19 protein-coding genes are annotated in these 23,502 nt (G+C 46.9%); 3 read left to right on the top strand and 16 right to left on the bottom strand.

Annotated features, from left to right (window positions below; translation table 11 throughout):
• Positions 1-17 precede the first annotated feature (17 nt).
• Genes CBP12_RS03105 through CBP12_RS03095 form a run of 3 tightly spaced genes read right to left on the bottom strand, consistent with a single transcriptional unit; the run spans position 18 to position 2,844 of the window.
• The gene (locus CBP12_RS03105) at positions 18-1,850 is read right to left on the bottom strand and encodes a sensor domain-containing protein (protein WP_086962856.1); all 1,833 of its coding nucleotides are present in this window, start codon (positions 1,848-1,850) and stop codon (positions 18-20) included.
• Positions 1,850-2,476 (bottom strand): chemotaxis protein CheC, encoded by a 627-nt coding sequence (locus tag CBP12_RS03100; protein ID WP_086962854.1) that lies wholly within the window; start codon positions 2,474-2,476, stop codon positions 1,850-1,852. Before CBP12_RS03100 ends, CBP12_RS03105 begins: the two co-directional genes overlap by 1 nt.
• Entirely contained in the window at positions 2,473-2,844 is a 372-nt protein-coding gene (locus CBP12_RS03095) for a response regulator transcription factor (RefSeq protein WP_086962852.1), read from the bottom strand. Before CBP12_RS03095 ends, CBP12_RS03100 begins: the two co-directional genes overlap by 4 nt.
• Before the next feature lie 215 nt (positions 2,845-3,059).
• Here CBP12_RS03095 and CBP12_RS03090 point away from each other — a divergent pair, with 215 nt between their 5' ends.
• From CBP12_RS03090 to CBP12_RS03080, 3 genes are read left to right on the top strand one after another with little or no spacing between them, the layout of a single operon-like run.
• The gene (locus CBP12_RS03090) at positions 3,060-4,433 is read left to right on the top strand and encodes a paraquat-inducible protein A (protein ID WP_086965334.1); all 1,374 of its coding nucleotides are present in this window, start codon (positions 3,060-3,062) and stop codon (positions 4,431-4,433) included.
• Positions 4,426-6,066, top strand: a complete 1,641-nt coding sequence (pqiB, locus tag CBP12_RS03085; protein WP_086962850.1) for an intermembrane transport protein PqiB — start codon at positions 4,426-4,428, stop codon at positions 6,064-6,066. Before CBP12_RS03090 ends, pqiB begins: the two co-directional genes overlap by 8 nt.
• A complete protein-coding gene (locus CBP12_RS03080) occupies positions 6,066-6,689 on the top strand; it encodes a PqiC family protein (protein ID WP_086962847.1) in 624 nt (207 codons plus the stop codon). The genes pqiB and CBP12_RS03080 overlap by 1 nt, the downstream gene beginning before the upstream one ends.
• Positions 6,690-6,883: 194 nt before the next feature.
• Here the strand turns inward: CBP12_RS03080 and CBP12_RS03075 are convergent, their stop codons facing one another.
• The 13 genes from CBP12_RS03075 to mshL all read right to left on the bottom strand — a co-directional run bounded on the left by CBP12_RS03075 (position 6,884) and on the right by mshL (position 23,494).
• Entirely contained in the window at positions 6,884-8,662 is a 1,779-nt protein-coding gene (locus CBP12_RS03075) for a putative bifunctional diguanylate cyclase/phosphodiesterase (RefSeq protein WP_086962845.1), read from the bottom strand.
• Positions 8,663-8,872: 210 nt separating this feature from the next.
• A complete protein-coding gene (locus tag CBP12_RS03070) occupies positions 8,873-10,651 on the bottom strand; it encodes a putative bifunctional diguanylate cyclase/phosphodiesterase (RefSeq protein WP_086962843.1) in 1,779 nt (592 codons plus the stop codon).
• A gap of 147 nt (positions 10,652-10,798) precedes the next feature.
• The gene (locus CBP12_RS03065) at positions 10,799-13,789 is read right to left on the bottom strand and encodes a hypothetical protein (RefSeq protein ID WP_086962841.1); all 2,991 of its coding nucleotides are present in this window, start codon (positions 13,787-13,789) and stop codon (positions 10,799-10,801) included.
• A complete protein-coding gene (locus CBP12_RS03060) occupies positions 13,779-14,165 on the bottom strand; it encodes a hypothetical protein (RefSeq protein WP_232455135.1) in 387 nt (128 codons plus the stop codon). The genes CBP12_RS03065 and CBP12_RS03060 overlap by 11 nt, the downstream gene beginning before the upstream one ends.
• Positions 14,155-14,907, bottom strand: coding sequence for a PulJ/GspJ family protein (locus tag CBP12_RS03055; protein WP_086962839.1), 753 nt, complete (start codon positions 14,905-14,907; stop codon positions 14,155-14,157). Before CBP12_RS03055 ends, CBP12_RS03060 begins: the two co-directional genes overlap by 11 nt.
• The gene (locus CBP12_RS03050; RefSeq protein WP_086962837.1) at positions 14,904-15,440 is read right to left on the bottom strand and encodes a prepilin-type cleavage/methylation-like protein; all 537 of its coding nucleotides are present in this window, start codon (positions 15,438-15,440) and stop codon (positions 14,904-14,906) included. The genes CBP12_RS03055 and CBP12_RS03050 overlap by 4 nt, the downstream gene beginning before the upstream one ends.
• Positions 15,430-15,993, bottom strand: coding sequence for a prepilin-type N-terminal cleavage/methylation domain-containing protein (locus CBP12_RS03045; RefSeq protein WP_086962835.1), 564 nt, complete (start codon positions 15,991-15,993; stop codon positions 15,430-15,432). The genes CBP12_RS03050 and CBP12_RS03045 overlap by 11 nt, the downstream gene beginning before the upstream one ends.
• Before the next feature lie 39 nt (positions 15,994-16,032).
• Complete coding sequence (locus CBP12_RS03040; RefSeq protein WP_086962833.1) at positions 16,033-16,572, bottom strand: type II secretion system protein; 540 nt, start codon at positions 16,570-16,572, stop codon at positions 16,033-16,035.
• A gap of 156 nt (positions 16,573-16,728) precedes the next feature.
• The gene (locus CBP12_RS13810; RefSeq protein ID WP_086962831.1) at positions 16,729-17,229 is read right to left on the bottom strand and encodes a type II secretion system protein; all 501 of its coding nucleotides are present in this window, start codon (positions 17,227-17,229) and stop codon (positions 16,729-16,731) included.
• Between the two features lie 836 nt (positions 17,230-18,065).
• On the bottom strand, positions 18,066-19,286 hold the full coding sequence (locus CBP12_RS03030; protein ID WP_086962829.1) for a type II secretion system F family protein: 1,221 nt from the start codon (positions 19,284-19,286) through the stop codon (positions 18,066-18,068).
• Entirely contained in the window at positions 19,286-20,986 is a 1,701-nt protein-coding gene (locus CBP12_RS03025; RefSeq protein WP_086962828.1) for a GspE/PulE family protein, read from the bottom strand. The genes CBP12_RS03030 and CBP12_RS03025 overlap by 1 nt, the downstream gene beginning before the upstream one ends.
• A 7-nt stretch (positions 20,987-20,993) precedes the next feature.
• Positions 20,994-21,806 (bottom strand): tetratricopeptide repeat protein, encoded by an 813-nt coding sequence (locus CBP12_RS03020; protein ID WP_086962826.1) that lies wholly within the window; start codon positions 21,804-21,806, stop codon positions 20,994-20,996.
• On the bottom strand, positions 21,806-23,494 hold the full coding sequence (gene mshL / locus CBP12_RS03015) for a pilus (MSHA type) biogenesis protein MshL (RefSeq protein ID WP_086962823.1): 1,689 nt from the start codon (positions 23,492-23,494) through the stop codon (positions 21,806-21,808). The genes CBP12_RS03020 and mshL overlap by 1 nt, the downstream gene beginning before the upstream one ends.
• Between the last annotated feature and the right edge of the window lie 8 nt (positions 23,495-23,502).

The raw sequence follows: 23,502 nt of genomic DNA, 5'->3' as shown, positions 1-23,502 counted from the left end.
TATGAGGTTAATAGGAATTAGTCATTCATAATGCGCATCACACAGCCTTGGCCGGTGCGTTTACTCTGCGCTTTAGCCTGATACATGGCATTGTCGGCGCGGGTAAGTAAGGCGGCCGGCGAGTCGCCGTCTTCTGGAAACAAGCCAATACCAATTGACGCAGATACATTCAGCGTTTGCTCACCCCAGATAAAGGGCTTAGCGACTAAGGTTAATACCGACTGGGCCAATGAAAAGGCTACCGCACTGCTGGCTACCTCGTCTAATAACACCACAAACTCATCGCCGCCAATGCGCGCACAGCAATCGGTGGCTCTAAATCGCTGAGTCAAGCGCTGGGCAAGGCCTGCTAATAACGCATCTCCTGCATCGTGGCCGTGGGTATCATTCACTTCTTTAAAACCATTAAGATCAATAAATAATAAAGCAAAACCACTGGCATGGCGTTTAGCCCGAGAAATACTGCGCTGCAGCTGCTCACCCAGTAACACTCGATTTGCTAAACCGGTTAAGGAGTCTTGCAACGCCAAGCGCTTAATTTGTTCTTGCTGTTGCTGGCGCTCTAAAATTAGCGCCGTTAAGTGGCCAATGCGCTGGATCATCATCCGCTCATGAGGACAAGGATTACTTTTATAGCGGGGAAATACCGCCAGTAAATTTTGAGAACGCGCCGGATTAACTTGAATAGGCATTAACCAGCAGCCTGCCATCTTGTATTCTTTTGCTAAGTCTAACCAAGCTTGCCAATGCGCCCCTTTGGGCTGCACGGTAAACACTTGTAGCTGGCCGGCATCTAAGCCAATTTGTAATACGCGCACTAGGCGCTCATTCGCAAGTTGATGCAACTGCTCACAAAAGCGTGCTGAGAGCTGTGGCCCACTGCGCACTCGTAAAGTATTGTCATCGGTAATATCTAATACCGCCACTCGACAAGACTCAAGTTGGCGCTCCAGTGTTAAGCAGGCATGATTTAAAATATGCTCCACCTGCTCATTGCCCGCCGTCATTTCTAGCATTTCTCGCTCTAGGCGTAACAGCGCATCGGCGCGCTCACGCTCAGTCACATCTTGGCCGGTATAAATAATGTAGCGCAGTGGATCTTTATCTTCCTTTACCGCTTTTACGGTCCAGCGCACTTCAATGGCCTCGTTTAGCACATTGGTCATGCGACAATTAAAGGTTTTAATTTCATTACTGGCCAAGGGCTTGTCGGATAAATGCTTAAAACTGTCTAAGCCGAGCAACATTTTTAATGGCTGACCCACTAATTGCTCTTGGCTAAAACCCGACTGCCACTCAGCACTGCGGTTCATATTAATAATAATGCCATCGGTATCTGTGACTACCACCAATGCACTAATGGTCTCTAATACGGTATCAATAAATTGCTTTTCTTCAGATTGAGTACGATGAGCAAGATGCAGCGCTTGTTGTTTGTCTTTAAGGTGGCGTTCACGCTTAATGGCGTTAGTAATATCATGCACTTGCATTAATAACGCCTGCTCACCATTGGCTTGTGCAAGCGGGCGCAGCACCACAGAGTGAAACACCGGCTGCTCTTTAGCACTTCTTAAGGGCAATAATTGACCATGTAATTGGTGAGACAACACCCGAGATAGCCCTTGCTTAGCGCCACTGGTCACCGCCTCGAGCAAGACACTCGGCAGCGAGGGAAATAGCTCATTTAAGCGCTTACCTAGGGCGTGCTCGGCACTAATACCGCTATAGCGCACTAACCATTGATTCCAAAATTGAACTTTTTGTTCGCTACAAAATAAAGCGACACCCAATTCAATATGATCCAGCGCCTGCTCGCTTAATGCATGGGCAGGTAATAAGGAAGACGCCATTATGAGCACTCAGCTAAATAGTTGCGCAATGCATTTACAAACACCTCGGCTGAGTCAACATCAATTAAAAATGCTAAATAGCCCTGCAGATCGTTTTTTCTAAGGTTAAATTTAATCTGTACCAACATAATAAAAGAAGTGTTATCGGTATTTTCTTGGGGCGATAGCTGCGTTAATAGTTGAGCGGTGTTTACATTAAAGACTCGCGGTAAGTCAGTATGAATTTGTTGGTTTAATAGGTTTGCAAGGGTCGCCAAACAATTATTAAGCAAAATATTACCCAGCTCCCCTAACGTCTCTTGCTCTAGCTCAGAGATTTCATCCGCTGACATATCTTCACCAAGGATCACGCGCACTAACTCTAGGCTGCGATCTTCTGGAAACAATAAGGCGGCGCGCCCACTCATAAAGCCGCTAAAATCTTGGGTAACGCCGGCTAATAAATGCGGCAAGGTTTGGCAAAAGCTGGCATTGGCTTGGCTGGGGCTTAAAAACTGTAATTTAGGCACCGATAACAAGACTTCATCTTGTACCATGTGTGACAAAGCACTGGCCGCCCGGCCAATGCCAATGTTCATTAATTCCACCACCACATCATGTTCATCGGCGGTTAATAAGCCATTCATAAGCGCACTCCTAAAAATTGCGCCAGCTCCGTAATATGAGTGGGTTTAGCTAAAAAGGTGAGACCCAAACGTTGTGCGCGCTCTACTAAGGGTTGTTGAATATTTGCCGTCACCAGCGCCATTTTCATACTAGGATGACTGGCTTTAAGCTCGCTAGCTAACTCTAAGCCATCACGCCCTGGCATATTAAAATCTATCAGTGCGGCATCGGCGTGGCCTGTTTTCATCAACAGGAGAGCTTCATCGGCGTTGCTGGCTTGAATAAGCTCAAATTGCGCATCCAAGGTTTTAATTTGGCGAATTAAACTCAAGCGCGCCACCTTACTATCATCCACCAAGAGTAAAGTCTGGATAGGGGAAAGGGTCATGATGGGCTCCAAATGAATTAGCTATTAAAGGCATACTATAAAGTAAACAATAGGTTAATAATATAAGACTAACTGTAAGTTTCTTAACCTAGCGCACAGAATGTGACTAACATAACGCCCACAAATACCGTAGGCTATGTCTGTAACTCAGCAAACGGCTTTGTCTGGTGGCCATAGGCAAAGTGTCGTATTATTCTCTATTCATGGTCTCTTTTATGACGACGGACGTCTCTTTGGTTGAGTCTTTATTGCCAACATCAACTCCCTCTTTAACCCCTAACTCTGCGGTTAAGGTCTCACGTCGTAGGCTGCGGGTCTGTCACGAGTGTGACTTATTATTAGCGCTGCCTCGCTTAAAAAATGGTGAAAATGCCCATTGTCCCCGTTGCGAGCATCAGCTAGTTAAGCGCCATACTAATGCCGCAGAGCGCAGCCTTGCATTAGCATTATCGACACTTATTGCACTGGCATTGTCGGTGGCCTTTCCATTTTTAAGTTTTAATATCAGCGGCATTGGTAATCGCATTGAGCTCACCGACACCGCCGCCACCTTAGTGAGTTTGCACTATCCCTTAATTGCGCTCAGTGTGCTGTTAACTGTCATTATTTTGCCCGCACTCTATTTATGTAGTTTGGTGTGGTTAAGTATTGGCATGATCCAGCAAAAAAAATTACCCCGCAGTCGACGTATTGCGCGCACCTTAGGTTATATGACGCCGTGGATGATGGCCGATGTGTTTGTTATTGGCACGCTGGTGAGCTTAATCAAAATCATCGGCATGGCCGATATTGAACTCGGCTTATCGTTTTGGACATTTTGCGTCTATGCCTTGTTATTACTATTAACCATACAGTCCGTAGACAGAGATTGGTTATGGCAATATTTAGACCCCCACCCCAAGGCACCAAGCCAAGTTCATTTAGGGTATTCTGCCTCTTTACAAGGGCTAGCAGGCTGTAATATCTGTGGCTTAGTTAATCGTGTTGATAACGTAGCGCCCGGTAAAAAAGCGCGTTGTTTGCGCTGTGATGAAACCTTACATCCGTATCAAGGCGTGAATGTACAAGCGACCTTGGCGCTGCTGTTTGCCTCTTTGGTGATGTATTTACCTGCCAACTTATATCCGATTATGATCACCACGTCTTTAGGCGACACTCAAGCGTCCACGATTTTAGGTGGTGTGTTATTATTTTTTCAAAGTGGCGATTGGCCTATCGCTATTATTATTTTGACCGCCAGTATTTTAGTGCCGGTATGCAAAATGCTTATTTTGCTGTGGTTATGTTATGTGGCTCGCCAACCTAAAGCGGCACTAACACCGCTTAAACGTACTCAGTTATATCGCATTACCGAGTTTATTGGCCGCTGGTCTATGGTGGATGTGTTTGTGGTGGCTATTTTAGTGGCCTTGATCCGCAATGGCACTTTAATGTCCATTGAGCCAGGGGCTGCTGCTTTATCCTTTACGGTGGTGGTGGTACTGACTATGCTGGCGGCCATTTTATTTGATCCCCGTAGTATTTGGTTACATGAGGCGCCGCCCTCTATTTTTTATTCATCCCACAGCAAGGAACACCCCCATGTCTGAACCCCAGCGCGCCCAGCGCAGGATCCAGCGCTCATTATCACCGGTATGGATAGTGCCCATTGTCGCCCTGCTGATTGGCGCTTGGATGATTTACGATAACCTAAGCCGCCTTGGCCCCTCCATCACCCTCATTATGGATAATGCTGAGGGCATAGAGGCAGGAAAGACCCTAATTAAAACCCGTAACGTGGAAATAGGTAAAGTTGAAAAAGTCAGCTTATCTCAAGACTTAAGTCATGCTGAAATTATTGCGCGCATGAGCCCACAAGCGTCAAAAATGCTCAATGAAGAAACCCAATTTTGGGTGGTTAAGCCACGCATTGGCCGAGAAGGGGTGAGTGGCTTAGGCACCGTCTTATCTGGCGCCTTTATCCAACTACTGCCAGGCAATAGCGAGGTAGAAATAGATACCTTTCAAGTATTAGACCAACCGCCCGTCGCGCCGCCCGATGCACCGGGGCTGCGCATTAATCTCACCAGCCAAGTGGGAAATTCGGTGACCACCGGCGATCCGGTAAGCTATCAAGGCTTTACTGTGGGGCGCGTAGAGAGCAGTGAATTTAATCCTGTCAGTCGAGAAATGAGTCATAAACTGTATATTCAATCGCCTTATGAGGGGTTAGTCACCACCAACAGCCGTTTTTGGACAGCTTCTGGCTTAGATATTCGACTTGACTCCCAAGGCTTTAAGGTCAATGTCGGTTCATTAGAGTCATTAGTCAGTGGTGGCATTACCTTTGGTGTCCCAAGCAACATGACCATGGGCGCTAAGGCGAAAGAAAACGCCACTTATGTATTATTTAATGATGAAGACAGCGCCAAAGAAGGTCATTACAGCGACTATTTAGAGTATGTGTTATTAGTCGATGATACGGTGCGCGGCTTAAGCGAAAATGCGCCCGTTGAATATCGAGGCGTAAGAGTTGGTACGGTAATGGCGGTGCCATGGAATTTTAGTGCTCCCCAACCTGACTCCTTAAGCCGCTTTGCGATTCCGATATTAATTCGTATTGAGCCCCAGCGCTTTGATGAGCAAGAGTCTAATCAAGAAGTGGATATTGCGCAGTGGAAAGAGCGCCTCAATGGCATGTTTGGTCATGGCCTGCGTGCCTCTCTAAAAGCGGGCAACTTATTGACCGGCGCCTTATTTGTCGATCTAAATTTTTATAAAGATGCGCCGCCGTTTCAAAGTATGAAATTTGCCAATACGCCGGTGTTTCCTACCACATCAGGTGGCTTTGCCCAAATTGAACAAAAGGTCTCTAATTTGCTAGATAAGCTCAATGGCTTAGAAATTGAGCCAATTTTAAGCAGCCTTAACACCACGCTTGAAAGTACCGCTCAGACCATGAATAAAGTTAATCACATTGCCGACTCGGTAGATAAACTCCTCGCCGATCCAGCTACCAGTGCTTTGCCGGCTAACGTGAATAATACCATGCGCCAACTACGCGACACCTTGCAGGGTTTCTCACCAGACTCAAAAGGCTATAATGAATTAACGCAAACCTTGTCTCGTTTAGAGCAATTAATGCGCGATATTCAGCCAGTGGTTCGCACCTTAAATGAGCAGCCTAATGCGCTTATTTTTAATAAAAAGTTACCTGCTGACCCACAACCGAGGGCCAAATAATGAATTTTTTAGCACTACCCCCTTCTTGGCCCGCTGCTGGCCTTAACTGGAAAAGTATGGCGCTCGGTTTAAGTTTGCTAAGCCTAGTGGGCTGTGCCAGCGCACCGCCCAGCCCTACTCATTATATGCTGCCCACAGCCGCGGGCGCTGCCACGGTTTATCCTACTCAATTAGTAGTGAAAGTGGCGCCCATTCACCTTGCAAGCCACATTGATAATGAAGGTATTATCATGCAGCTTAATGACATTGAGGTGTATCAGGCACGTGAACATTTGTGGGGGCAAGATATTGGCCAGCAATTGCAACAGCAGTTACAGCAGCGCCTTGCCAAAGATTTACCCAACGCCACTATTGTTAGCAAAGGGCAAACCGTAGCGCGCAATATGCCAGTACGAGAATTACAAGTACAAGTTAGCCGCCTACAAGGGCAATTTAGTGGCGATGCTCTTATTGAGGGACAATGGCAACTGCTCGATGAACAAGGTCAGTTAATAACGCAACAGCCCTTTAGCGTATTAACGCCCTTAACAAAAGATGGCTACCCAGAGCTGGTGCGCGCCCTTGGTAAAGCCTGGCAACAACAAGCGGATGTACTGGCTAGAGAACTCAGCCGAGCTTATTAAGCCTATCTGGGGGCCGATATTGGCTTGCCCACAGGGTGATCTAACAAAAGCTGCGCCTAAACATGATGTTTAGGCGCAGCTTTTATTAACGCATTTATAGCATAAGATAAAGTTAATTGTCCCCTTTGTCATCTTAGCGAAAGTCTGGATGACAGTGCGTATGCTACAAGCTGACTTGACAGTTTTATAACTGGCTAGGCACTGGCGCCTAACGCTAAGATGGGCTCGAGCTCAAGGACAGATAAGGGACGATAATAAAAATATCCTTGTACTGTTAAGGAGCCAAAGTCTGCAAGCAAGTCAAGCTGTGCTTGTTGCTCAACTCCTTCCACCACTAACTGTAAGCCCAGTTCTTGTACTAAACCGACGATGGTTTTTAATAATAGAAAAGCTCGGGTATTTTGACTGGCTTCCACCATAAAACTGCGATCAATTTTTAGCTCATCCAGTGGATATAGGTGTAAACAAGCGAGCGCTGAGTAACCGGTACCAAAGTCATCTAATGAAATGGAAAAACCAAGGGCGCGCAGGCGGATTAACATTTTAATGCACGTTTGCTTATGCACCATCATGGTGGTTTCGGTAACTTCTAACTTTAGCTTATCGGCACTAATACCGGCGCGCTTCACACAGGCTAATAGCCAATCGGCAAAATCAGGCTCGCTAAATTGCTGAGCACTTAAATTAACGGACACCACCGGCACTGCTTGATAATGATGCTGCCAACGCGCAATTTGCTGACAGGCCTGCTCTATTACCCAGCGGTCTAAACGTACCGACTGCGCGCTTTGCTCTGCCACGGGAATAAACTCGGCAGGCGATAGCGCGCCAAGTTGGGGATGCTGCCAGCGTAACAAGGCTTCTAGGGCCATGACTTTGCCATCACTTGGCCTCACTTGAGGTTGATACGCCAAACTTAAGCCCTCCCCGTGCAAGGTATTAAATACATGGTGCAGGCTGTGTTCAATTAATAGCTCACGGTGGTGAAGATCGTGTAAGCGCTGATCAACAAACTGAAAACGGCTGCGCCCTGCTCGCTTTGCCATGGCATGCGCATGCTCAGCAGCTTGTAATAAACCGGCATTATCAAGGGCATCTCGCGGATACACGGCAATGCCAATGCTAGGTTGTAAACTCACCACACTTTGGTCGGCTAGCACTATGGGTTTAGCCATAATACTAATAAGCTTATCGGCTAAATGTGCCAATGAACTATCTTGGGCGCGGTTATGGCGCAAAATAGCAAACATGTCCCCTTGTAGGCGCACTAAGGTGTCCGCTTGATCCACCACCGCCTGTAGAGTGCGGGCTTGCTGGCGCAAAATATCATCGCCCCAAGTTAAGCCCAATTGTTCATTAATTCGTCTAAAGCGGCCAATATCTAATACCATAAGCCCAATATCGATACCGGTACGCTCAGCTTCTGCTAATGCTTGATCAAGGCGGCTAGTTAATAGCTGGCGATTACCCAGTTGGGTGAGCGCATCGTTAAAAGTAAAGAGATTATGGCCGTTACGATCTATGCTAGAGCCCGTTAGATCATGGCCAATGGCAACTCTGTGGGTTACCTCACCTTGGGGGTTAGTGAGGGTGTTAATAGTGAGCCACTGCAAATAGACGGCACCAGACTTACGACGATTCCAAACTTGGCCACTCCAACTGCCAGTTTGTGCAAGCTGGTGCCACATTTGCTCGTAAAACTCACGGCCATGGCGCGATGATTGCACAATACTTGGCGTCTCACCCATCACTTCTTCAGCCAAATAGCCGGTAATATCCGTAAAGGCTTGGTTGACACGCTCAATTTTATTGGTGCTCGCATTCGTTATCATCACTGACTCAACGGAGTGGCGCAGTAGATGTTCAAGCAGCTGGGTGTTAAATGATAACTCTGTAACAGCACTCAGTGGGGGATCATCGAGTGCCAATGCGCGGGGCGCTTGGTGTTCATCCAGTGATATTACACTCTTCATGACTCAAGTATCCTTACTTGGCGGTGCGTAAACATTACACAAATCTTACAGCAAAAGGATTTATTTAGTAAACAAATTGTATCCAATCTTGTTGCAGCTATATAAGCCAGATCACATATACGCGCTAAGATTAGCTTGAAATGAAAATAGAAAAGCAGCGCCATTAACTATATGACGCTTTATGAGGGAATGAGGGATGAGCACTAGGGATTAGGAGTGAGTGGGCGCCTGATAGTCTTTGGCTAATAAATGAGTAATTTCTGCCACCGGCATGGGTTTGTAGTAATAATAGCCCTGCACCGTTAAGGGCCCTAAGCTGGCTAACATATCCAGTTGGGCTTGGGTTTCTACTCCTTCGACGACTAAGTCGAGCGAAAATTGGTGCGCTAATTGCGCCACTGTTTCCAGTAAAACAAAGGCGCGAGCACTGGTACTGGCTTCTAAGACAAAGCTGCGATCAATTTTTAGCTCATCAAAAGAAAATTTATGCAGGCTCGCCAATGCCGAATAACCGGTGCCAAAATCATCAAGTGAAATTCTAAAGCCTAAGTCGCGCAGCGTTTCTAGCATCTGGGCACACTCTGACTGGATCATGGTGTTTTCAGTCACTTCCAGTTTTATATTACTGGGGCGCACTCCTGCTTGCAGAGCACATTCTTGCATCCAGATAGCAAAGTCTTCTTGTACTAACTGCTTGGCCCCTAGATTAATAGACACGGCCGGTAAATGAGTAAATTGCTGGCGCCATGTTGCTTTTTGTAAACACACTTGAGTGATAACCCAACGATCCAACGCCACCGACTGCCCCGTTTGCTCGGCAATAGGAATAAACTCGGCTGGCGAAATTTGCCCAAGTTTTGGGTGATGCCAGCGCAACAAGGCCTCTAGGGAAAATATTTGTTGAGTTTTTGGGCACACTTGGGGTTGGTAATACAACATCATCTCACCACTGTCGTGATGAGCAGAGGTTAATATCTCTTGCAAACTATGCTGAATCGCTAACTCTCTATGATGTAACTCATGCAGCTCTAAGTCGACAAACTGAAAACGATGGCGCCCATTAAACTTAGCAAGACTATGTGCATATTCTGCCGCCTGCAATAAGCCGGCATTATCTTGGGCATCTCTTGGATACACCGCAATGCCTAAACTCGGCTGTAAATATTGCAGGTGTTTACCCTTAATAAAAGTGGGTTGTGCTAATCGCTCTAGCAAATGATTAGCAAATTGTGCCAGTGGCACTTCTTGCTCTTGTTCATGGCGAATAATGGCAAACATATCGCCATGTAAGCGAACTAGCGTGTCTTTTTTATCCACCGCTTGCTTTAAAATATCTGCTTGCATGCGCAAGGTAGCGTCACCCCAAGCGAGCCCTAGGTCTTCATTAATTGAACGCAGCCGCCCAACATCTAACACAATTAAGCTTACTTGGCTGTTATCTTGCTTGGCTTGCGCAAGGGCTTGATCGAGGCGAGTGGATAATAATTGTCGATTACCTAACCCCGTTAGCGAGTCCTCTAAGCCGAAAAACGGCATAATATGATGTGACGATTGCCCTTGGCTTAAGTCTTTACCTAAGCCAATCATGGAGGTAACCTCACCTTGCTCATTAGTGATGCTAAAAATATTGAGGTGCTGTAAATAGACTTCGCCATTTTTACGCTGATTCCATACTTGGCCATACCAAGCACCGGTTTCAGAAATTTGCTGCCACATTTGCTGATGAAACAGCTCATCGTGGTGATCTGATTGCATAAAGCGCGCCGACTGTCCCCGCGCTTCTTGGCTGCTATAGCCCGTCATATGGCTAAATGCACAGTTCACACTCACAATGATGCCTTGGTGATCCGTTATCACCACTGACTCCAACATATTATCTAATAACAGCTTCAATAAATGGCGGCTTTGCTCAGAGCAGGTCAATAGCGCCAGCCCATTGTCCTCTGCGGGCTCATCCGCCATGCCTTGTTTAGAGGTTGGATATTTCACGCTTTTGGGTCCTTAATTTACAGGTTAGCCATCGCGTGTGATTGCTAACAAACAGTGAAACTGCACCCATCCTGTGCGGTGTTACCCATCCTTTATCCACGCTCATACTTTTAAAGTTACTCTTTTAATTTAGCAGCTTAGGCGCATTTAGCGCACTACTTCACGACGATTAAAAATGCGATCATAATCGCGCTTTGGCGCATTTTCCTTAATCACTAAATGCGCTCGTGGTGGAATTAAACAATTCTGAGTACAGTCTTTATCAACAATATCTTGTAACCAAGACTCCACTTTTAATTTAATATCCCCCTCCCACGCGCTTTCTTGGGCACTGACACTCACGCCTATCACCTGATTAGTGTCTGTTTCTAAACTAAGATCTTCTACTTTAAGTCCCCCGCCCGCCGGCTCAATAACAAAGAGGGGGGAAGATAAGCCAGGCGCAAAATCCGTTTGGCTGTCTTGCTTTACCGTTTCTATATCCTTAGCGAAATACTTAAGATGCAGCGGCAATAATCCCATTTCTTGCGTATTAAGATCTAAGTCCAATAGTTTAAGAAAACCAAAGCGCACCGTGGCCGACATATCATCTAGCGCCGCTGAGCCCGCACCGGTAGGGGGTAACTGCGCAGCAACGGCATCTTGATTTAAAGTGACCGTAAGCGCTAAAGCATGCGTAATAGGGTGTTCCGCCACCGGCGTATCTTTCGAAAATATGAGTGCTAAAGAAGGATCTGGTGTAATTAAGTGCGTGCCTGGTTCATCGTCTAATTGCACGCTCACCCCCCTAACCGCAGTTAAGCGCAAGTCATTATCTTGACCATCAGTAGCAAAGGCTAAATTATCTAAGGTAGTTAAGCCCTTCGCAAACTCACCACTAAAGCTAGGCAGTGCTTTACATCCCTGTGTGCTATCGGCCGCACAAGCACTAACTTTAAAACGGGGTACTTGCTCAAACTCAATGGCTTTGCCGCGATACGCTATACCGCGCTTAATTGCCCCCGCTATGCCCTCAATGGCTAAATAAGCGGGTGCGGTGCGCCCTAATACCACTTGGCTTTTATCTGTGGTTAACGCACAGCTGCCATCCGCTGTTATAGCATAAGGCGAGCAATGTGCCTCAAGGGTTGCGGTTACTATTCCAACCAAGCTCGGCGTATAAGAAAGCGGCGCAAAATCGCCGCCATCAAAGGTGACGGCCTGTAAAAGCTCAGGCGCGACTAAATAGCGACTAAAGTTGCTGTCTTGCTCACTAAAAGAGGCAATATCGCCTAAAGAGGCCTGGTAGTGGGCAATTTTATTACCTTTTATATCATTAGCCTGTACTTGAAAATTAACACGCTGACCTGGTGCACCTAACACGGCGCAAGTGGTGCTATGGCGCTGGTACTCAAAGCGCTCACTACCACAGTCGTTGTCATCAAATTTGGGCACTAACACCAATTGTTTAGGCACAAAACCTAACGTGAGTGCGTAGCGACGATCATCTTCGCCTTGTAATATTAGCTCCACTTTGGTGGCCTGAGAGTGGCTCACACTTAAGGGCAAAGTCACAGAGCTACCCACCTTTAGAGGGGTAGCGTTAGTAGCAAAGGTTTTTAATCCCGCCGGTCCTTTATAGTCAGTGATAATAAAGCGCTCGGTGCTATTGCTAGACACCGGCGCAATAATAGCTTCCCCCTCTACATAACCAAATAGTGGAATAGGCTCATCACATAATCGACAATCCGCTAGGCGAGTATTAGCAATAAAGCACTGCAGTGGCGGCTCGCTGGTAGGAAAAGGCGAGGCTTGGCTATTATCTTTAAGCGAAAATTGCATGCAGCTTTCATCACTGCTAACACGCTGTGGCGCCGAGCGGCCAGTAAAATCTTTAAAACTCGCTAACTGTTTTTTATTAATGGCATCATCAATCACCAGCTTCTTAACGGCTTGCTCAAAAAGCGTACTACACATGTTATCTTGACAAGCTTTAGCCGTTAACTGGTGAGTGCTAGGCTGATAATCTAAGCGATAATGGTGCACGCCCGTGGAGCTATTAAAGAAATGACGCTGAAACTGTATTAGGCCTTTGTTCATTTCTAACTGGCCTACATTCACGCTGCCATACACAGTCGCATCTTCAATCTTAACTTCATTACGGGTGTAAATATAAGCGCTTACCTTGGCGTTATTATTAATATCTACATTTTTCCTATGTCTGCTTTCTTTCTTATACATCAATATCAGTAAAGAATGACTTGGCTCATTAATATCATTTTTATTATAATTAATAGTGGCATCATTCACTTCCATATCATCTTTAACATTAAATACCGTATCGCCTTCACCTGCGATACTAATATTGGCTTGATTGTTAATGTTTAGCTTTTCAAACCAGTGGGCGCCGGTACCGATGACTAAAGGCGAGCTATTTAATTTTAAACTCTTGGCCTCTATCTCACCAAGTAACTGTACCTTGGACTCACTATTAATAGAGATTTCGCCTAGCGTCTTGATATTCCCGTATAAAATACTGTCATTTTCAACTTCAATACCATGGTGAGCATCATAGCTAAAAATATTAATAGGCTTACCTAAGCTGCCTACCTTGGTGTGCCCATTAATGTGTACCTCACCCTCCACATAGAGGTTAACTTCGCCAATACCATCAACCGTCAACTGGCTGTTATTATTCAGCTTTAGCTCTTTCATTCGGTAACTACCGGGTTTAATGGTGTATTTCCCATCCTCTTTTATTTTAAATTCAGGTAAATTTTTACTGTCATTTTTGCTATAAGGCCAAGGCGGCGCAGCATACTCACCTAATATATAATCATTAGCGACGTTGCCGGTAATAGTACAAGCCTCACCTTTACCTATTTTATTACCTTTATCATCAAGACCCACATAGCATTTAGAACCGCTCTTATTGCTGCTGTCTTCTTTTGCAAAATCCAGGTGCTGTTGCCCCTTAGGGTTATTAAATGTTTTAGTGCCCACCATAACCGCGCCATTATCCAGTTCGAGTTTACTGTCAGATAAATGCCCTTGAGCGGCATCCACAAAAGAAGCATGAATTTTATTTAAGTCCACCACCGTCTGCGCAGAGAGTGAGCCGCTCAGTAACAATAACAAGGTCGCTAATTTAATTCTCATTACTCAGTACCTCAACTTCAATGTTTCGGATTACAGTTAACTGATGAGTGGCGCACTCGCCGGTAGCAATTATTTTCACTTGGCTTGCACTTTTCTCAAGCGCTTGGATATAAGCGTCACACCCGTGGTTTTCAAATTTATTATTACTGCTATAAACTTCATCGGCTTTAATATCATCTAGCTGCGCATATATTTGTTGCTCTAACACAGACTCAGCGGCCAAGCGCGCTTTTAGCGCTTGTACTTCATAGACTAACTGCTGGCTGCTTTGATTAGAAACTGTCACCATGGCCGCCATTAATAGCGCTAATACCACCATAATAAATAACACGCTTATTAGCATGCTGCCCTGCTGGCTATCTCTGTTAAGGTTCATAATTCACCTGTAACTGGCTAACTAATACTAGCTCGCCATCAGCGGTAGTAAGGCGCAAGTCCACCCTTAATAAGCGCGAGTCTTGCTGATAGTTAAATACTTGCTGGTGGCTCAGTTTATCGAGCATTAATATCTCTGTTGCAGAAGAAAACTGCGCATTAACCGAGCGCCTTAATTGTTGGCCATGCACACAATAGCGCACAGTGTGAGCGCTCAGTAGCGTATAACGACCGCGCGCATTATCGGCGCTAAATTCACTGCTACCGTTAAATAACTCACTAAAGGCCACCTTTGCCAAGCTAAGTTCAAGGGGCGCTTTATCTATTTTCATTACATTATTTGGCAACTCGCCAGGATAATATTGCCAAGCACTCTCAGAGGGGGCACTAATGGCCATATAGGCACTTAGCAAGGAGGAGTGCGCCACCCCTTGCGGTAAAATAAAATGCGCCGCACCGCTAGTCACCACGCCAGTATAAGCGCCAGCACCCAGCACCGGCACAAAGCTAACACAGTCTTGCGCCGCACTTATTTGTACACTGGAGCTATAAGCTTGGCTTAGCTCGCGGCGCAGCCGCTCTAGGGCAAAACGCGCCCCAGCCAGAGCTTGAGCACGCTCAGCGCTGGCCACTTGGCTGTGTGCCATATCAGAGATAAAGCGCAGGCCAATCACCGAGCTAATGCCGATTAGCGCCAGTACAATGACCAGCTCAATTAAGGTAAAACCGCGCTCTTTAGTCATCGAATATTATACCGGCGCATGGTAAGAGTAAGATCCGCACCGCCCGCCATGGCTATTTTTATCGCCACCTTTTTATATACAGGCGTGCTGGTCTCACTGGCAGTAATACAAGTTTCTACGGTAAAACGCTGATAAAGCTCAGATTTATCTAGGCCTAATTGCTCGGCTAGGCTAGCGCCATTCATGGCATCTGCACACCATAAATTAAAGTCGTCCAGCTGAGTAAAATCGGCTAATGAGAGATGGCTTGGCTCGCGTTCATAACTACAAGCCGGAGCATCCTTAATGCCACAGCGAATTTGTTCAAAGGGGTTGTTATTAGCGTCATATTTTACTGCCAACATTTGCTCGGCCAGAGCTTCGGCTAAGGCCACGGCTCTAAATTGAAACACCGGATCCAGTTGCTGCTGTTGACTGGCAAAAAATAGCGTACTACCTAATAAAATAATGGCCAACAGCACCAAGCCAATAATAAATTCAATTAAGCTGACGCCTGCTTGGTAAGTAATTAACTTACCGCGATTAAGAGCCATGAATATATCCCTCAGGCTCTATTTTCACTTGCTTATTACCCAGCGTAATAGTAACAGTGTTTGTTATTGGCTCACCATTAATAAAAGGTCGGCCTAATAAGCTGGCTTCACTTAAGTAGTTAGCCTCCGGGCTTGGCTGGCCAAACTGCACCCTAAGTGCTGCGCCCCTATACACGGTTTTAGCTGGATAGCGCAAGCCAACAAAATTACCCGCCCTGGCCGCTTGGTCTATTACGCTGTTATCTAATAAGGCACGGGCGCAGTTTTGGGCAATAGAAAAACCCACGCTATTAATAATGACTGTGGCACAGCGGGCTAAATTCGCATTTTCAGTCACCGCTTGCGGGTCGTTCATGGCTCTTAATTGCGCTTGGCGCAATAGGCCTATTAGCTTATCGGCGGCTAAATTATCAGAAAATTGCTGCCCCACCATTAACCGTGGTGCCACCACCGCCCCTACTACGCCCATTAATACCATCACTAATACCAGCTCTAATAAGGTAAAGCCGTTATTAAAGCGGGTATTCGCTATGTGGTAATGAGTTAGGCGCAATGCTCGGTCTCTTAATGTTAGGGGTACTACTACTCTGAGCTAACAGCCATTAGTGTATAAGGTAATAACCGGCGCTTGGCCCAAGGTGGTGGGCGCTTGGTAGATTAATTCGCAATTACCCGCATCACTACCCAGCTTATGGCGCTGGCGCATGGCGATAGATAAGCGCGTATAATCACTTGTTCTATGAGTATAAAGATACTCACCCTTAGCATTAGGATCAGACGTAAATTGGCTAGGGTTAGTTAATAGCTTAATAATGCCGTTGCCAGTGGCGCTGGGATACCCCCACTTCATGGTTACCACGTTTGGGTGGTCATAGGGCAAGTCTGTTAGCATAAAGTTATTAGTCATATCTAGCTTTACTTCGCCTTGGGCGTTATCCACCCCACGAGATATGGCTTTAGCATGGGCTAACATGCTCGCAGTTTGCAAAGAGTGATGCAGCGCCTTTAAATTAGTTGTGTATGCACTACCTTGCATATTTAAAAACTTAGGCGCAGCCACCGCGCCTAAAATGCCAATTATCACTAATACGATAACCAATTCAATTAAGGTAAAACCCGACAATTTGCGCATACACCACCTTTACATTAAGCACAAAAAATTGACGAACCTACACAATTAACGGTTATCGTTACTGCGGGCTGTTTTGGTTAAGATTTACTTAAGAGAAGAGTATTTAACTCCTAACCAAAACAGCAGCAAAAGGCGGCCGAAGCCGCCTTAGGGAGCTTAACAACCAGTTTTGTTAATTGTAATTGTTGGGCGGTCACCAAAATTTTCAGGAGCTTCATATTTAACTGAACAGTTTTCTATTACATTTTCCTCTGCATCATCTGCTGCAGCTCTAGCACTAGGATATATATATACAGCACTGTTATCGGTGTTATTCTCAACAACATAATCCTGACCAGCATCTGCTTTTATATCTAGAATATTTTTAATGCTTTCAACATCAGCTGCAGGATAACCATGAGTAATTTTAACTACCTTGTTAACACCAGACTCACCCTCTGCAAGCTCTTCGCCGGTTTTATCTTTACCAGCCAAAATAGCTTTTGCATTTACTAACGTAGAAGCCGACTCCAAAGAGCTTTTTACTGCTTGTAAGTTCGCGCCATACGCATCACCTTGCAGATTTAGGAACTTAGGTGCGGCAACTGCACCTAAAATACCTAAAATCACGATCACGATAACTAATTCAATTAGGGTAAAACCCGCTGCTTTTTTCATACTTGCTCCTGGTGTATTTAAACGTTAAACAGCGGTTGCTGTGCTGCCACGCCTTTTTCTTTAGTGTTAATGTGTTAGCTTAATAAGGCCGTGCCTTATTTTTTAAGTGTGTTCGCCCGTTCCTTTACTTATTACTACTGCTCTAGCTAATTTTTATAAAGCACTTTTCATGCCAAGTTTAACTAAGCACGCGACATCCCAAAACAGATGCTGACTTTCGTCAGCATGACGGCAGTAAGTCCGTCATACCGAGCCTGCCGACAACAACCACAGCCCCGTCATACCGGGCCTGCCCCGGTATCTCGCTTTGGCTTTAAAAACAGATCCTGATTTTCATCAGGATGACGGGTGTATGCTGAACTTCCTCAGGATGACGACTCCCCTTCCCTCGTCATACCGGGCTTGCCGAAAAACCACAGCCCCGTCATACCGGGCTTGACCCGGTATCTCGCTTTGGCTTTAAAAACAGATCCTGATTTTCATCAGGATGACGGGTGTATGCTGACCTTCCTCAGGATGACGGGTGTATGCTGACCTTCCTCAGGACGACGACTCCCCTTCCCTCGTCATACCGGGCCTGCCGACAAAAACCACAGCCCCGTCATACCGGGCTTGACCCGGTATCTCGCTCTGGCTTTTAAACCAGATCCTGACGTTCGTCAGCATGACGGGTGTATGCTGACTTTCGTCAGGATGACGAGGGAGGGTCCGGATGACGAAGGTGGCGCATCTGCGTCAGGGTAACGGAGTTGCGCGCCAACTTTTCGGCACAAGGTCAAAAACTTGTCGCGATCGTGGCGCTAAATGATGAAGAAAATAAGAAAAGAAAAAGCTATTTATTGTTGAATAAGATCCAGCATGTCCCACATAGGCGTAAAGATACCCAGCGCCAGTACTAGTACCATGGCGGCAATTACCACAATTAAGATCGGCTCAATTTTGGCGGTGAGGTTGGTAATGTCATAGTCGACTTCTTCTTCATAAAAGCGCCCCGCTTCCATCACCATGTGATCCACGCGCCCCGTTTCTTCGCCTACTTTAAACATTTGTAAGATAAGCGGCGTAAATACGCCGCTGTCACTGGCCACGCGCGACAAACTGCTGCCGGAGGCCAGCTCTTCCCCCATATTAAGAATAGCGCGCGTTAAGTAGGCATTACCGGTGGCGGTGCCGGCCAGCGTTAATACCCGCACTATGGGCACACCGGCGCTGAGCATCATGGCAAAGCTGCGGCAAAAACGTGCCAGCAAGATCCGATTAATTAACGGGCCAAGAATAGGAATACGCAGCACTAAGGTGTGCCAGCGCAGTTGGCCTTTTGGCGTGTGTACGTAGCGCCACAGTAAAAAGCCTGCTAATAACAGCAACACTAAAATATGTAAAATATAATGGCTAAAAAATTCTGAAGAGCTAATTAAAAAACGCGTGGTCCACGGTAAGTCGGCACCCAGGCCGGCAAAAATGCCACTAAAGGCGGGTATCACATAGATATTTAAAATAACCAGTGCAATCACCATGGCGATAATCACAAACATGGGATAGCGAGTAGCCGCCTTAACGCGCCGACGAGTATCCAGCTCTAGCTGATAATAATGCGACAGCTGATTAAAGGCTTGCTCTAACTGACCGGTGCTCTCGCCCACATCTACTAGCGAGATAAATAAACTATTAAAAATATGCGGGTGGGCGCCCAGCGCGTTAGCCAGCGTTTGGCCCTGATTAAGGGCACTGGCCACCTCATTAAGGGCGGCTTTTAACAGCTTTTGCTCGGTGGTGTCACGCAACCCCTCCACAATGTGCAAAATGGGAATGCCGGCGCGAGTAAGTGAAGAAAATTGGCGACATAAAATCAGCAAGGCTTCTAACTTAACGCGGCCATGGACAAATTGCTGCCAATGAATGGCACTGCTGGCCTTGGCTTTGGCGAGCTTAATTTCTACCGGAATAAGGCCGGCGCTAAGCAAGTTATCCGCCACCGCTTGGGGAGAGGCCGCCTCTAGCTTGCCCTCATTAAGTTGGCCGCGGCTATTACGGGCGCGGTAGTGATATAAGGCCATTAGTCTAGCCACTCACTTAGGCGCAACACTTCACTTAAGGCAATCTCGCCCGCTTGTGCCAGCTTAAGAGCGGCGTGCGCCAAGGTAATATAGCGTTGATCGGCGGCTACTAAGCGATTAAAGCCTTCAATATCTTGCTCACGTAAGGTGTCGGCCATGGCACGATTTATTTCTAGCCATTCATACACGCCCTTTCGCCCCTTAGCGCCGGTATGGTTACAACTGGCACAGCCCACGCCGTGATAAAATTGCGGTTGTACTTGGATGTCGGGCGCTAAATACCGTAAAAACTGCTCTTCACTTTGGCTAAGTTGATGAGGCTGCTTGCAGTATTCACATAAGCGGCGCACTAGGCGCTGGGCTAATACGCCCTTTAGGGTGCTGGCCACTAAATAGCCGGGCACGCCCATGTTCATCAGGCGCACTGCTGAGCTTGGCGCATCGTTGGTGTGCAGGGTCGATAACACTAAGTGACCGGTTAGCGCACCGCGCATGGCAATTTCGGCCGTTTCTTGGTCGCGCATTTCGCCAATTAATAATACGTCGGGATCTTGGCGCAAACTGGTGCGCAAAATTGACGCAAAAGTTAAGCCCGCCTTGACATTAACCTGTACCTGATTCACCCGTGACATTTGGTATTCCACCGGATCTTCGGCGGTAATAATCTTGCGCTCTGGCGTATTAAGCTCAGTAAGCGCGCCATACAAAGTCGTGGTTTTACCGCTTCCTGTGGGGCCGGTTACCAAAATAATGCCATTGGGGCTGGCCAGCTTTCGCCGAAATACGGTTAATAACGCTGGCGGCATGCCAGCATCATCTAGGGTACGAATGCCTTGAGATTGATCCAGTAAGCGCATCACTACTGCTTCACCGTATTGTACGGGCATAGTGGCGATACGCACATCTAGCGCACTGTCTTTAATGGTGAGCGCAAAGCGGCCATCTTGAGGTAAGCGGCGCTCGGCAATATCTAGCCCGGCCATAATTTTAAGCCGCGAGACCAGTGCCGGCGCAATGTTGAGCTCTTTTAATACGGTTTCTTGTAGCAGGCCATCGATGCGCATGCGAAAGCGCAGTAAGGCTTTATCGGGCTCAATATGAATATCTGAAGCACCCACTTGCAGTGCATCTTCAAATAACGACAATAATAACTTAGCCACCGTGGCATCGTTATCATCTAGGCCTAAGCTTTCTGCGACAACGCGGCGCGGCGCGTTTTCCCCTTGTAGCTGCTCGGCTAAATGCGCAATGTCATCGGTGCGCCGATACAGCTGATCGTAGAGATTAAAAAGCTGACTTTGGGGCGCCACCGCCAGCGTGACTTGGCGCGGTGCCAATAAATTGGCAATGGCATCTTGGGTATCTAAGTCGGCGGGATCCGATAACACCACGGTAGCATGCTCATCATCGGCATCAATGACTAAGGCGCGGTGGCGCCGGGCATAAACTTCAGAGAGGAGCTTCACCGCTTGCGGGTTAATGTCTATTTTATTGAGATCTAGTAGTGGCAAGTCTAGTTGTTCGGCAACAAAGCCAAGCAGTTCTAGCTCACTTAAAATGCCCATTTGTACCATAACGGCACCAATGCGCCCGCCTTCGCGTTGCTGCTTTTGTAATACCGACTCTAACTGCTCGCTAGTAATGACATTATGCTCAATTAATAGCTCACCAAGGCGCTTGGTTAATCTGTGTTTAGCCATGACTACCTCACTTAGCGACTTGTTGCAGTTGTAGCTCAACAAAGCGCTGCGAAGCCACCCCTAAATCGGCACTGGCGCGCGCTTGTTCAAATGCATAACTAAAATCTTGACCCAGCTCCCGCTGGCACAAGCCTAAGCCTAGCCACCACGCGCCCACTGAGGCATGACTTAATAATTGCTGATAGGTTTGGCTGGCTTGCTCGCACTGCGCACTGCGCCGCTCTAGTTCGGCTTTTAAACTGTAATAATCCAGATGACTGGCCATGGCAGGTTGCAGGTGAGTGAGCTGCTCATACGCGGCTAAGTAGCGCTGTTGCTCAGCTAATAAGCGCGCCAATATCAATCTTAGCTCAGGGTTAGTGGGCGACAGCTCAATGCCCTCTTGTAATAAAGCGCGAGTTTGGCCAAGGGCCCCTCGGCCATATAAAAGAGAGGCTAAGCGCAGCCGAGTATCATGAGCATCGCTAAATTCGGCCAATACTTGTGCCAGTCTAAGCTCGGCTAACGGCCAGTTATTGTGCGACAATGCTAAGTCGGCTTGACGATTGAGCTCATCTATCCACTGCTCTTTGTGGAGCACCACTTCATTAATATCAAGATGACTGGGGCTGGAGGCGGTGGTTGGCTGCTTGGCAGGCGCAATACTTTGTTCAAGGTATTGTTGGGCATAGGCGTCCATGTCGGCTTCGGGCAAGTTGACCATTAAATCGGCCCAAGGCACATTATCTTGCGCCATCACGCCTTGTATAATAGCGCCCTGCGCTAATACGCTAAAGACCATACCTAAACTTACCCGCTGCCAAACCCTCGCTTTTGCCATTAAAACGCTCCCGTGTCCATTTTTCGAACCGGTGCACTAACGTGCACTTGGCCATTTTCTATACTGCCTACGCCTTGTGGCTCGGGATACCACTTTTCCAATAAATCTCGTGAGCGCTGTAACTCATTGCCCCAGGTATTATCCGCTACCACAATCGGGCGCAGTAAAATTACTAATTCACTTTTTAAATTACCCACACTGCGGTTTTTAAATAAATTACCTAGCAGCGGAATACTGCTTAATACCGGCACGCCACTGGTAGTTTCTCTTTGCTTTTCTTGCATTAAGCCACCAATGACGATCATCTCGCCAGAGCGCGCTTCCACTATGGTGTCAGACTCCCGTACCGTGCTGCGTGCCAGTGGCAAAGTAATGGCGCCTGAGCCAAAATCAATGCGCTTATCGCCATCGGTCACTTCACTAACAGTCGGATGAATATGCAATAACACCCGATTGTCATCAGAGATTTGGGGCGTGACATCTAATGAAATACCAGAGAAAAAGGGCTTAAGCTCAATATCCGGCGATTGCTGCACATTGCCATTACTGCTGGTGGTGCTTTCTAGCGTAAAGTTAGTAACAAAATATTCATCGGTGCCGACTTTAATTACTGCCTTTTGATTGTTACTTGTGGCAATGCGCGGGTTGGATAAGGTATTAACCTCGCCTTGGGTTTGTAACAAATTGATCATGGTCGAAAAATTACCATCGGTAAAATTAAAGACCACACCGCCGCCTAGCATATCGCCAATGGGGCTTAAAAATCCTGGATACGGTTTGACTGTGGTGCCGGTTACGCGGTGAGGAGGCGAAATGTTGGCGCCAGTGCCGGCTTGTAGATTATTCCAGTCAATGCCTTGTTCGTAGCCATCATTAAGCTCTACTTCAATAATGCGAGCCTCTAACACCACTTGGCGTTTAAGCTGGCGCTCAGCTTGGCTTAAAAAATCTTTTACCATGGCTAATTCATCGGGGGTAGCGCGCACCGTGACTAAGCCCGCTTGTGGATTAGTGATCACCACTCGCTGTTCATTTTCGCCAATCAGACGAGTAAGTGCCGTCTCTAAGTCTTGCCAAAAGTCATTGGTGGACTCAGTAGTAATACGTGTGGCGTCGTTATTATGATTAGTATTAGTGGTGCTTGAGCGACTATTACTGTTGTTGCTCTCTGAGTTATTGAGACTACTGCCACTAATGGCGGTTTGTGACTGACCGGTGCGGGTAAGCATTAAGTAGTTAACATTAAAAGTTTGGGTGCGCACGCCATTAGGAAACACCTGATAGACACCGTTTTTATGCTCAATGCCATAGCCATAAAGTTGCGATAACGCCGCTAGGGTGTCACTTAAAGTAGCTTGGCGTAAATTAAGACTAATGGTGCCCGCTACATCGGGGTGTACCGCAATACTAATACCGTGTTGACTGGCCAGCGCATTAAAAAAGCTTTTTGCTTCTACATTATTAGCGGCAATATTAAAACGGCGCTGGCGCGGCGCTAAGGCTGGGCTGCGGGTCTGTGAGGAGACATTTAATAACTCTTGCTCAACATCTTGAGGCAGTGCATCGGCGCGCACATTAAGCGCATCATCGAGCGCCGCTTTAGGTAGGCTGCCATCGGGGGGGCTCACACAGGCCACCAGTGTGGTACTTAATAAGGCAATCGCTAACGGTTTTAGTCTCAAGTTCATCGGTTACT

The organism is Oceanisphaera avium (assembly GCF_002157875.1).
Classification (GTDB): Bacteria; Pseudomonadota; Gammaproteobacteria; order Enterobacterales; family Aeromonadaceae; genus Oceanimonas; species Oceanimonas avium.
This window is presented reverse-complemented; position numbering and strand designations above follow the sequence as displayed.